This is a genomic window from Paenibacillus sp. NPDC058367, assembly GCF_042723305.1.
GTDB lineage: Bacteria > Bacillota > Bacilli > Paenibacillales > Paenibacillaceae > Paenibacillus_AQ.
This window is the reverse complement of record NZ_JBHXIZ010000007.1, coordinates 74,023-85,410: the sequence shown is the minus strand read 5'-3', so window position 1 is coordinate 85,410 and position 11,388 is coordinate 74,023. Positions and strand designations below refer to the sequence as shown.

Below are 11,388 nucleotides of genomic sequence, written 5' to 3'. Positions count from 1 at the left end.
TATAAAGTGGATAATGTTTATCCGCTTTATACGCGGTGGTATAGTCTACAGTTTATATTAAGCAATTTATGTAGATCGAGGTGCTGTACATGCATATGAAAACAGGGGTGGAACAGTCAGTGTATGCACTGGTTCTGCTTAACATGCTGCCGGACAAAGCGGTGTTGTCTGGAGAAGCGATTAGCCAGCAGCTCGGAGCATCGGCGACCTATTTTCAGAAACTGTTAAGAAAGCTGGTAACCGCAGACATCATCACGTCTGTTCCCGGCATTAAAGGTGGCTTTAAATTAAAGAAGAGACCTGAAGATATTCGTGTATATGACGTTTACCTTGCGGTGGAAGGACAGCAGTCGCTGTATTCATCCAATGGTATTCTGGTAGACATGTTGGATTTAGAGAAAGAAGATAGCTGCTGCCTGTTAACCAATCTGATGGAAGAAGCTGAATCCTCTTGGAAAGCTGTATTAAAGCGGGAAACTATTGCTTCGTTGTCGGAGGAAATGCGTGGTGAGCGCTTTAAAGATAAGATTGCAGCCTTAGAGGAATGGATCAGCAATAAAATGGTCATCTAACCAAAGAAGGGATGTATTCGCATGAGATTAAGCGTATTGGATCAGGCACCCGTGACAAGTGGTAACACAGCGGAAGGTGCTCTGAATAAAGCAGAAGAACTAGCTATTTTAGCAGATGAGTTGGGATATAGCAGAATGTGGATGGCAGAGCACCATGGCGGAAATACATTTGCTAGCTCAGCTCCGGAAGTAACGGCAGCCCGTTTAGCCGCTAAGACCAACCGTATTCGAATCGGCACCGGCGGTGTTATGATGATGCATTATTCTCCGCTTAAGCTGGCGGAAGTATTTAAAACGTTAAGTGCTTTTACCCCGGGGAGAATAGATTTCGGTGTGGGACGAGCTCCTGGTGGCGATACAAGTGCTATGTACGCTCTGTCTGAAGGCCGCGAGTTAATGCTGCATAACATGTATGATAAGCTTGGCATTACTATGCAGTTGCTTAGTGATCAGATTCCGGAAAGTGAGTTGTATGCCAAAAATCTTGCCGCTCCAACGAAGGTGGCGCTCCCTGAAGTGTGGTTGTTAGGCTCGAGCGGCAACAGTGCGCGAAAAGCAGCACAGATGGGAGTCGGATACTCCTTTGCGCAATTTTTTAATGGTGCGATGAGTAATGAGATTTTGGATGAATATCGGAATAACTACCAGCCTTCTATCTTCATGGACAAACCTGAGATTAGTGTATCCTATATGGTAACCACAGCAGAAACGAAGGAAGAAGCTGAGTATGAGGCATTACCGCAGGATATTTTTCGGTTGATGATGAGCAAGGGCAGAATTACTCAGGTGCTGACACCAGAAGAAGCTCAGAACATATCGTTATCGGAAATTGACCGGATGTCAATCAAGGAAAGCCGTAAGATTCATTTGGTTGGTGCGGTCAAAGACATCGCCGTACGCTTGCAAGAAGAACAAGCTCAATATGGTTTCCAGGAAGCGATGATATGCAGCATTCCGCATTCGCAGGAGAAACGTCTAGAGGTTTACCGACTACTGGCGCGTGAACTGCTAGGTTCTTGATTCTTTCTTCTCAAACCCGCATTTGATGCGGGTTTTTTGTATGCCCAATTTAGCTTTTTGATCGATGCATACCCTCAAAAGACAATAAATTAACCCTCCCGCCCCCTAAAAGTAACATTTGAAATTCTAACTTCATCTATGATTACTGAAAGATTTAATTTTAAAAAGAGGATAGGAAGTGAATAAGAGATGTTTCCTTTACATAAATCCGTTACGCTGACAGCTTTGCTTCTAATGAATCTGCTGGCAGGTTGCCAACATCAGGTTGACCCAACCCCCCTTCAATCGGCTAACGACTACCACACATCAAGACCGAAGCCAACAGACACCTCTGCTAACCTCATTAAGCTGGAGTGGATGCTGGTGGATACAATCCCCGTAGTCTCTCAACTAAGTGCTCCACCTACAGGCGCTACTTTGATTACAGAGAAGAAGCTGAATAATTTCGGAGGAGTCAAAGTGAAAGTGTATACGATGGTTAGTGACGAAGACTACGTGTATGCCAAAATTTCTACTTCCAAAGGACAATACAGTCTAGGGGCGATAGGAACTTATAATTATCGTCAGCCGGAGGATATCAAGGTAGAAGTGGTGGGGATTTTTAGCGAAAAGGTGCTGAAAATCACCGGTGGACTAGGAGCGAATAATTCGCTCACTAACTATTATTTAATCGACGAGAGTGGTAACCCCTCGGGATTGCTGCAGATAGATACCGGACATTCCAATGAGCTGGATGTTGATGGGGATGGATCTATTGAGGGTGTAGCCGCGCATGGAAATCCGATGAGTGCCTACATTTACCGCTGGAATGTTGATCACGCCGAGGTAACTTACGTTAATGATGCTTTGAAGGCGGACTCCGTGGTGCTAACGTATGAAGGAATATATGAAGCTTTTAATATCGGGGACAAGCAGAGCAAAAGATTCCGGTTGACCCTAGAAGGACTGATCCAAGAGCGGTAATGCCATGACTACTGCTGCTGAAATATTTCCTGCGACCAATTCCCTCGAACCTCCGTATAGACGATTAAGCTTAAATGATTATCCATAATCTAGGAGGGGTATTGGATGAATATGCAAATGAATCCGAAATTGAAACAGCTGCGACCGGGGAAAATAGTTAGCGGTGTTGCAGCGGTGCTCATTGTATTGTTGATTGGCGCGAACTCTTTTGTATCTGTGGAATATGGGCATGTAGGTTTGTACAAAACCTTTGGTAAATTAAATGACAATACGTTGTCACCTGGCATTCATTTTAAAGTTCCGTTTATTCAGACGGTGATTCAAGTCAATACTCAGGTAACGAAAGCGGAGACCGATACTTCAGCCTCTTCAAAAGATCTTCAGCCCGTATCCACACATGTGGCGGTGAACTATTCCGTAAATAAGGCTTCCGCCTTTAATCTGATGAACAATATCGGAGGTAATTTTGATAATGTAATTATCAATCCGGCCATTCAAGAAATCGTTAAAGAAGTGACAGCCAAATATCCAGCAGAGGATTTGATTACACGCCGAGATGTAGTGTCGAGTGAGATCAGTGAGCATTTAACCGCTAGGCTGGCAAAATATGATCTGATCGTCAACGACATTAACATTGTTAACTTTAAATTCTCGGAGGCGTTCAATCAGTCGATTGAAGCGAAGCAGGTCGCGCAGCAGCAGGCGCTGAAGGCCGAAAATGATCTCCGGCGGATTGAGATTGAAGCGAAGCAAAAGATCGCCCAGGCGCAAGCCGAAGCCGAATCTTTAAGACTTAAGAAGCAAGAGGTTACACCTGAGCTGGTGCAGCTGAAGCAAATAGAGGTTCAGGAGAAAGCGCTGGAAAAATGGAACGGCGTACTGCCATCTGTAACAGGGGGAGCCACTCCATTTGTGGATGTTCAATCTCTGACTAAATAATTCATTATTGGATTTCTGATTTATTTCACAAATTGCTAATATCTGCTCCTCTGATGGGGAAGCCCTACTTCTATAGAAGTAGGGCTTTTTATGCTATTAATATTGATAAAGCATTGTAGGAATTTGCCAACCAGCACCAACCGACCAGAAGAAGACATAATCGCCACGTTTGATTCGTCCGTCTTCGACTCCGCGTTGAAAGGCGATAAAAGGACTGCTTGTAGCCGTATACCCGAACTCGTCGCCTACATAGATGAATTTCTCATCAGTAAGTCCAAGCCCCTCTTGGATGAGTTCGATATTTTTGAGAGAGAATTGTGAAAGGCAGAAGGCAGATATATCATCTGTAGTCAGGCCGTTTCTTGAGAGAAGCTCTTTCATGTCTGCAACCGCCGCATTTACACAAACAGTACCGTCAAAGGGTGTCCAGCGTATCCGAATTTGCTCAGGTGTAATGTCCTCGTGATAAATATTCGATAAACCGCAAGCAGGGAACATAATATTCTCAGATCCCTCAGAATCAGTGTAATAAAGGGAGTCAATGAAGCCTGATTGCTCGCCACTTCGTTCCAGAATGACAGCTGCTGCGGCATCCCCGAAGTTAGGGTAAGTAATTTCATCATCCGTATTGCAGTGCACTGAGCTATAGTCGCTTCCCACGACGAGTGCGTACCGGATACTAGGATTAGCTTGCATATAACGACTTGTCTGCTCTACAGCAGACACCATTCCTGCACAGTTGGCATTGGAATCTTGCGTAATGGTCCGATGTTTACCATGTAGCATGTGGTGCAGCAGAAGTGCGTTGGTAGGATAGGTATATTCCGGTGTCTGTGAAGCGAACATGATCATATCCATATCTTCACCTTGTAAATTGGCTTCTTGTAGCGCTTTTTGGGCGGCCTTGAGTCCCATCGTTAGGGCATTTTCATCCTTATCGTTTACGATGTATCTCCGGTCACGACCCATGACTTCTAGGAATCGCTTAATGTCCTTGCCCATACTCTGGAAATGCTCCAGATAATAATCATTAGATACGACATGTTCCGGATGGTAATAAGCGGCTTGTCGGATGGTTATATGTCCCAAATGAAACCTCCTATGCTTCAATAATTTCGTAATTTTCTAATTTTGTTGCCCGGGCTACTCGGCTTAGCTGCATTTTTAGGACAGGGCTTTTGGCAATAATGAAGGTTACTTTTTTAAAACCTGATTCTTTATACAGTATGTAGCATTGCTCAAGCATAGGAAGAGTGTCGGGCGAGGATACGTTTAATGTCTTGCAATCTAAAATGATCTCATATTGTGCTGGGTCAAATGTACTTACGATTTGGTTGTACTCCTGAATGAAGCGCCCGGCGTCCTCCGGTGACATAGAACCTTCTACTTGTACATTCAGTTTTTGGGCTGCAGCGTTTGAGGTGAAATTAAAGTTTCCCATTTTAAATCGATCTCCTCCTAAATATGATGAAAGAAAAATTTAAATAAATAGGCTAAAAAAACCCATTTATATAGATATTATCGTATTTTTTAATGGGAAAGTTTAGGGGGATTATCCTTTATATTTTAAAAAATACAAGAAGGTATAAAATTAACTTGAAAAGATAATTTAGTAAATAATGACCTTCTCTAAGTGTATTTATATGAGTTAATCGAGGTTAGGGTGGGTCTGATCGTCCAGTCGACTTTGCAAAGCAGAGTTCTATTGGTATGATTACAGAGATGAAAAAAATTCACTATCCAAATCATGGAGGAATGACAAAAATGAGCGAAATTACACTATCGCGGATCATTGATCATACACTGCTTAAAGCTGATGCACGGAAAGAAGATATCGTTAAATTGGCAGAGGAAGCAAAAGCATATAAGTTTGCTTCAGTCTGCGTAAACCCTGCTTGGGTAGCTACTGCCCATGAAGTGTTGAAGGATACGCCTGAGGTTAAAGTCTGCACAGTTATCGGCTTCCCGCTCGGATCCTCGACAACAGAGACCAAAGCATTTGAGACTACCAATGCTATCGCTAATGGTGCAGGTGAAGTGGATATGGTCATCAACATCGGAGCGCTGAAAGATGGTAACAATGAGTTGGTTAAACGTGATATTGCAGCAGTTGTAGACGCAGCTCGCGGCAAAGCACTGACTAAGGTCATTATCGAGACCTGTTTATTAACGGAAGAAGAAAAGGTTCGTGCCTGCAAGCTTTCTGTTGAAGCTGGAGCAGACTTCGTAAAAACATCCACAGGATTCTCTACAGGTGGGGCAACGAAGGAAGATATCGCGCTGATGCGTGCAACGGTTGGACCTAATGTGGGTGTGAAGGCTTCCGGTGGTGTTCGTAGTGCAGAAGATGCACATGTAATGGTACAAGCTGGTGCAAGCCGTATTGGTACCAGCGGCGGTGTAGCTATTGCTAAGGGTGAAACAAGCCAAAGCAATTACTAAAAGAAGATAAGTAAAATAGTAGCGGTGAGATGAGGTGGATAAGCTTTATCCGCCGCTATTCTATTTTTTATTGCGTAGATGTTCTGTGTCAGGTACATATTGTTATACATGTTTCTTCGGCTTAAAAATTTTTATTGAAAGCGTTATCTGATGTTCATCGGACATGCTTTCCTTCGAATAAATCAAAATATAATAATTCGCACCGGAATAATAAGATTTTTTTCTTTTCAAATGATGTCGTTTATGAGAGAATGGGTACAATTATTATTTGTTAAAGATTTCTATTCATATTTATAAAGGGAGGAAATACCTATGTCAGAAGACCGTAAGCTGTCATTTGAAACTTTGACTGTTCATGCAGGCCAGGAAATTGATCCAACTACTTTCGCACGTGCTGTACCGCTTTATCAGACCACGTCTTATGGATTCCGTGATGCTGATCATGCAGCGGATCTGTTTGCGCTCAAAGAATTCGGTAATATTTACACTCGGCTGATGAATCCGACTACAGATGTATTTGAACAGCGTTTGGCAGCACTAGAAGGTGGAGCAGGTGCACTTGCTACAGCTTCCGGGGCAGCGGCTATTTCTTTCTCCATTCTAAATATTGCGGGCGCTGGGGATGAAATTGTATCTGCGGCAAGCCTATACGGTGGAACTTATAATCTTTTTTCTACAACGCTGCCTAAGCTTGGCATTAAGGTGCATTTTGTGGATTCGGATAATCCAGAGAACTTCCGTGCTGCGATTAATGATAAAACCAAAGCTTTGTATGCAGAAACTATTGGTAACCCACAGGGGAATGTACTAGATATTGAAGCCGTTGCAGCGATCGCACACGAACATGGAATTCCTCTTATTGTGGATAATACGTTCCCAAGCCCATATTTACTGCGTCCGATTGAGCATGGAGCTGACATCGTTGTTCATTCGGCAACTAAATTCATCGGCGGGCATGGTACATCTATCGGTGGAATTATTGTAGACGGTGGTAAGTTCGATTGGAAGGCAAGCGGTAAGTTCCCAGGACTTACAGAGCCTGATCCAAGTTATCATGGCGTTGTTTATACGGAAGCTGTTGGACCGATTGCTTATATTATCAAAGCCCGTGTTCAATTACTTCGCGATTTAGGTGCTTCTATTTCACCATTTAACTCTTGGATGCTGTTGCAAGGGCTCGAGACACTCCATTTGCGGATGGAACGTCACAGCCAGAATGCACTAAAGGTTGCGCAATATTTGGAGGCACACGCAGATGTAGAATGGGTAAGTTATTCTGGACTTCCTACTCATCCATCTCATGAATTAGCGCAAAAGTATTTACCTAAAGGTCAAGGCGCGATCCTTACCTTCGGTATTAAAGGTGGAAGTGCTGCGGGACGCAAGCTGATTGAAAATGTGAAGCTGTTCTCGCATTTGGCGAATGTCGGTGACTCCAAGTCATTGATTATCCACCCTGCAAGCACAACACATGCACAGCTGTCGGATGAAGAGCAAACCACAGCGGGAGTAACTCCGGAATTACTCCGCTTATCGATTGGTACGGAATCTATTGATGATATTATTTATGATCTGGAACAGGCCATTGCCGCAAGTCAACAATAGAACAATGAAGTTCAAGGAAGGCATCTGCTGCTATGTGGCGATGCCTTTTTTGTGATTTAATAAGGCAAATTATTCATATGATTTGGCAACGCTTGCATATTTCATGGGAGGTTCCCGTATTTATAAGTGTGGTAATAAGATGTCGGTGGCATGATGTTTATTTACTAGGCGTACCGGCAGCAATCCAAAGATAAAGGGTGGGTGCGAAGATGAAGGGTGAACGTCAGCAGGATGGTTTTCGGAGTAGTGAAGAGCGCCCGTTCAAGTTCATGTATAAGGCCGGTGATCGGGCTGTTGGGATGGAAATGAGCCAAGCCGGATCCGTTGCCTCCGCTGCCGCAGAATTTATTACCGGGGTAGAGCAGAAGGATGTTGTAGAACCTTTGAACCGTTCTTATTTTAAACGACCTGGAGAACAGTCGGCCTTCTTAGTATTGCGTGAAGGACGTGAAGAACGAGAAGAGCGTCCGATTACACGGGAAGGCGCAAGGTCCGTTCAAGCCGGTCCTTGTCTGATACGAAGTGAGGAATGGCTGCTTGAACCTGAACTGTTTTGTCTTTATGAGCATTGGTTATCCAGTGAGGATGAGCTGCAGGCTAATCGAATGCTGCAGCGGATCTATTACCGATTGCAAGCAGCCACCACAGCTCTGCTGGAATCACCGGATGGTGAATGGGCAGCAGTCACCCTGCTGCATCCAGAGGAGCTTGCGGCGCAGCCCGCAAAGCTCGCCGCGCTTCAGGACGCGCAGCTCGAAGCGCTTTTTACTGCGGTGGCGGAGAGCCAGCGTCAAGGCGGCGATTGCCGCCTTGACCTGCTGGTCGCCTACACCGCAAGCGGAGCCGAATTCGCCGCAAAGCGCGAATTCATCGAGGTCGTGGCCGATCAGACACTCGGCCACGCTTATGCGGCGGCGTGCCGCATCGGGGCGCTGATCGCGCCCGATGTGGAGCCCTCCGCCGCCGCGGAAATCGCGCGCATCGCCGATTTCCTAGTGCTCGACGGCGCGGCGAGCGAGCTCGCGCCGGAAGGGGCCGCCGCAGAGGGCTTCACCTTGGCGGCGGGGGAGATCCTTGCCGCCGTGCGGAGCGTGAAGCCGGCTGCGGTAGTTCTCGCCGCGGGGACTCCGGCGGCGTCGGCTTTGGCCGATCTGTATCAGATCGGCCTCAGCGGGATCTTTTGCAGCGCAGGTCAGCGGACCGAAGCACTGCTTAGAGCAGCCTGTCTGATCTGGATCGCCAGGCAGCAGGAGACACTGGATACTGCCGCCGGTGGAAGGCAGTAGGACAACAATGAAGCGGCTGTCACTTAAGCCGCTTTCTCTTCTAAATAAGACGATACGTTTCATTTAGAATCGATAAAAAGACAAAAGAGCAGTGATTCTGCCGTTAATGGAGAATCACTGCTCTTTATTATTAGAGGATCATTGCTCTTGGTTATTGAATGATCACTGTAATTTATGGTTGGGAGCTCTTCTTCAACAGAGCTTTTAGATAAAATTCGCCACTAAACGGGCAGCTAACACATATTCTGAAATAAATGGCGTTTAGCTGAATAGATAGGCTTTACTTTTTAATTCCAGGTGGTATGATTAAAATATAAGTTGCACTAAGGAAATATAGTTGTACTATTGCAACAATGATTATCATTCTCACTACCTATAGTTTTCAATCATGCTGTCCCGGCTAAGCCGGGGCAGCATGTGTCATTTTAGGGGTCTTAATAATGGCTCTCATTCTCACTTGGCAGAAGTAAAACTCCACAAAACAAAGCGTATGCTCACGAAGCAAGTTTTGTTGCGAAGTAGAGTTAATGAAGTAAAACTCCACAAAACTTTAAAGGACGGCGATTATTATGCAAGCAACATCAAAACATTTACCCAAGCAGTCATCTATCTCTGGCAGCATGAAGAAGCCAGGCGCTCCAAAGCGCCGGTTCGATCCGCGTGCCATGCTCAGCAATTCTGAAATGCAGGCTGCTCTGGGCAGCGGACTGCTTATGCTTTTTGCTTGGTCAGTTAGTGGATGGTCAGAAATTCTTTCCATAGCGCTCTATGTCATTTCTTATACGATTGGTGGCTGGAACAAGGCAAAAGAAGGCGTAGAAACGCTCGTCAAAGAACGAGATCTCGATGTGAACCTATTAATGATTGCAGCCGCACTAGGCGCAGCTTCCATTGGATACTGGAATGAAGGTGCTATGCTTATTTTCATTTTTGCACTTAGTGGAGCATTAGAGAGTTATACGATGGAACGTAGTAAAAAGGATATTTCCTCGCTGATGGCACTCAAACCGGCTACGGCTATGCGCATTGAAAAAGGAAGTATGAATGAGGTTAATATTGACCAGCTGGTGATCGGAGATCTGCTGCTTGTGCGCCCGGGGGATTTGATTCCGGCAGACGGCAAGGTATATCGGGGGGAATCAGCAGTAGATCAGGCTTCCATTACGGGAGAATCGGTTCCTGTAGAGAAATGTGCCGGTAGTGAAGTTTTTGCAGGCACTGTGAATGGAGAAGGTCCCCTTTATATTGAGGTAACGAAAGCAGCTGAGAACACCCTTTTTGCTAAAATCATCAAAATGGTAGAAGAGGCAGAGACGGAAGTTCCTAACTCGCAGCGTTTTATTAAAAGACTAGAAGCCATCTATGCACGGGTTGTCGTAGCCTCGACAGTGGCATTGATTATTCTTCCACCGTTTTTGCTGGACTGGAGCTGGAGCGCAACCTTCTATAAAGCGATGGTCTTTCTAGTAGTAGCATCACCTTGCGCTCTGGTCTCTTCCATTATGCCAGCGATGCTGTCAGCCATCTCCAAAAGTGCGCGAAAAGGGGTTCTGTTTAAAGGCGGGGTCCATCTGGAAAATATGGCACGCACAACGGTTGTAGCATTCGATAAGACAGGGACACTTACAGAGGGAACTCCTCAGGTAACTGATTTTATTGCAGGTGAAGGCTACAGTCGGCAAGAGTTGCTAACGGTTAGCGCATCCATTGAGCATATGTCCCGTCATCCACTGGCGGAAGCGATTGTGCGTAAAGCGGAAGAGGAAGGTTTAGCGCTACAGGGAGTAGAAGACAGTAAGACCATCACAGGCTGGGGGATTGAAGGTCAAATCGACGGACATCTCTGGAGAATAGGGAAGTCTAATTTGCTCGATGAGCTGACTCCATCTGCTATGAATCCTGAACTAGAGCATTGGAAACTTAAGCGGCAGCAGTTGGCTGAAGAAGGGAAGACCGTCTCCATCATTCTGGACGGCGAGCAAATTGCCGGAATGATTGCTTTACAGGATACGGTTCGCCCACAAGCAGAAGCCGCAGTACGGAAGCTGCAGGAGCTTGGGATTAAGGTGGCAATGCTTACCGGTGACCGTGACGCTACAGCTCAGGTTATTGCAGGTACAACTGGAGTGGATATGGTATTTGCCGATCTATTACCGGAGGATAAAGTGAAGCATATCAAAGCACTACGTGAAAAGTATGGTCACGTTGTTATGGTTGGTGATGGTGTGAATGATGCACCTGCTTTGGCGACAGCAACCGTAGGCATGGGGATGGGTATGAAAGGAAGCGGCGCAGCACTTGAAATAGCCGATGTAGTGCTTATGAATGATAATATAGAAGAGATCGCTTCAACCATATCATTGGCGCGTCGTTCGCAGCGTATTGTGAAGCAAAATATGATTTTTGCTGTGACTGTGATTGCAGTGCTTATGATCAGCAACTTTGTGCAAGGGATCGCACTTCCTTTTGGCGTGATAGGGCATGAAGGCAGTACGATATTAGTGATTCTAAATGGACTAAGATTATTGCGATAATATTTTTTAAAATTAAATTGTTCACAA

The 11,388-nt window shown here is 45.3% G+C and carries 10 protein-coding genes; 8 read left to right on the top strand and 2 right to left on the bottom strand.

Annotation, left to right across the window (positions count from 1 at the left end):
- Positions 1-89: 89 nt before the first annotated feature.
- The 4 genes from ACFWMP_RS27350 (at position 90) to ACFWMP_RS27335 (ending at position 3,494) form a co-directional block, all read left to right on the top strand.
- A complete protein-coding gene (locus ACFWMP_RS27350; RefSeq protein WP_042191916.1) occupies positions 90-572 on the top strand; it encodes an RrF2 family transcriptional regulator in 483 nt (160 codons plus the stop codon).
- 21 nt (positions 573-593) lie between these two features.
- Positions 594-1,592 carry an LLM class flavin-dependent oxidoreductase gene (locus ACFWMP_RS27345; RefSeq protein WP_042191914.1) on the top strand — a complete coding sequence of 333 codons (999 nt, stop codon included), beginning with the start codon at positions 594-596 and terminating at the stop codon, positions 1,590-1,592.
- A gap of 189 nt (positions 1,593-1,781) precedes the next feature.
- Complete coding sequence (locus ACFWMP_RS27340) at positions 1,782-2,555, top strand: hypothetical protein (RefSeq protein WP_042191912.1); 774 nt, start codon at positions 1,782-1,784, stop codon at positions 2,553-2,555.
- 105 nt (positions 2,556-2,660) lie between these two features.
- Positions 2,661-3,494 (top strand): prohibitin family protein, encoded by an 834-nt coding sequence (locus tag ACFWMP_RS27335; protein ID WP_042191910.1) that lies wholly within the window; start codon positions 2,661-2,663, stop codon positions 3,492-3,494.
- 96 nt (positions 3,495-3,590) lie between these two features.
- On the opposite strand, the gene ACFWMP_RS27330 is transcribed toward ACFWMP_RS27335, so the two are convergent.
- Positions 3,591-4,583 carry a ketoacyl-ACP synthase III gene (locus ACFWMP_RS27330; RefSeq protein WP_042191908.1) on the bottom strand — a complete coding sequence of 331 codons (993 nt, stop codon included), beginning with the start codon at positions 4,581-4,583 and terminating at the stop codon, positions 3,591-3,593.
- Positions 4,584-4,593: 10 nt separating this feature from the next.
- Positions 4,594-4,935 carry a hypothetical protein gene (locus tag ACFWMP_RS27325; RefSeq protein WP_042191906.1) on the bottom strand — a complete coding sequence of 114 codons (342 nt, stop codon included), beginning with the start codon at positions 4,933-4,935 and terminating at the stop codon, positions 4,594-4,596.
- A gap of 323 nt (positions 4,936-5,258) precedes the next feature.
- On the opposite strand from ACFWMP_RS27325, the gene deoC reads away from it, so the two are divergent.
- From deoC to ACFWMP_RS27305, 4 genes are all read left to right on the top strand, one after another.
- The gene (gene deoC / locus ACFWMP_RS27320; protein ID WP_143759565.1) at positions 5,259-5,936 is read left to right on the top strand and encodes a deoxyribose-phosphate aldolase; all 678 of its coding nucleotides are present in this window, start codon (positions 5,259-5,261) and stop codon (positions 5,934-5,936) included.
- Between the two features lie 312 nt (positions 5,937-6,248).
- Positions 6,249-7,541, top strand: a complete 1,293-nt coding sequence (locus ACFWMP_RS27315; RefSeq protein WP_042131076.1) for a homocysteine synthase — start codon at positions 6,249-6,251, stop codon at positions 7,539-7,541.
- Between the two features lie 209 nt (positions 7,542-7,750).
- A complete protein-coding gene (locus ACFWMP_RS27310; RefSeq protein ID WP_042191903.1) occupies positions 7,751-8,827 on the top strand; it encodes a hypothetical protein in 1,077 nt (358 codons plus the stop codon).
- 569 nt (positions 8,828-9,396) lie between these two features.
- A complete protein-coding gene (locus ACFWMP_RS27305) occupies positions 9,397-11,361 on the top strand; it encodes a heavy metal translocating P-type ATPase (protein ID WP_341146463.1) in 1,965 nt (654 codons plus the stop codon).
- Positions 11,362-11,388: the final 27 nt, after the last annotated feature.

Coding starts and splice junctions, on each gene's coding strand:
- ACFWMP_RS27325 (WP_042191906.1), bottom strand. CDS start 4,935: ATGGGAAACTTTAATTTCACCTCAAACGCTGCAGCCCAAAAACTGAAT.
- ACFWMP_RS27310 (WP_042191903.1), top strand. CDS start 7,751: ATGAAGGGTGAACGTCAGCAGGATGGTTTTCGGAGTAGTGAAGAGCGC.
- ACFWMP_RS27340 (WP_042191912.1), top strand. CDS start 1,782: ATGTTTCCTTTACATAAATCCGTTACGCTGACAGCTTTGCTTCTAATG.
- ACFWMP_RS27350 (WP_042191916.1), top strand. CDS start 90: ATGCATATGAAAACAGGGGTGGAACAGTCAGTGTATGCACTGGTTCTG.
- ACFWMP_RS27345 (WP_042191914.1), top strand. CDS start 594: ATGAGATTAAGCGTATTGGATCAGGCACCCGTGACAAGTGGTAACACA.
- ACFWMP_RS27315 (WP_042131076.1), top strand. CDS start 6,249: ATGTCAGAAGACCGTAAGCTGTCATTTGAAACTTTGACTGTTCATGCA.
- deoC (WP_143759565.1), top strand. CDS start 5,259: ATGAGCGAAATTACACTATCGCGGATCATTGATCATACACTGCTTAAA.
- ACFWMP_RS27305 (WP_341146463.1), top strand. CDS start 9,397: ATGCAAGCAACATCAAAACATTTACCCAAGCAGTCATCTATCTCTGGC.
- ACFWMP_RS27335 (WP_042191910.1), top strand. CDS start 2,661: ATGAATATGCAAATGAATCCGAAATTGAAACAGCTGCGACCGGGGAAA.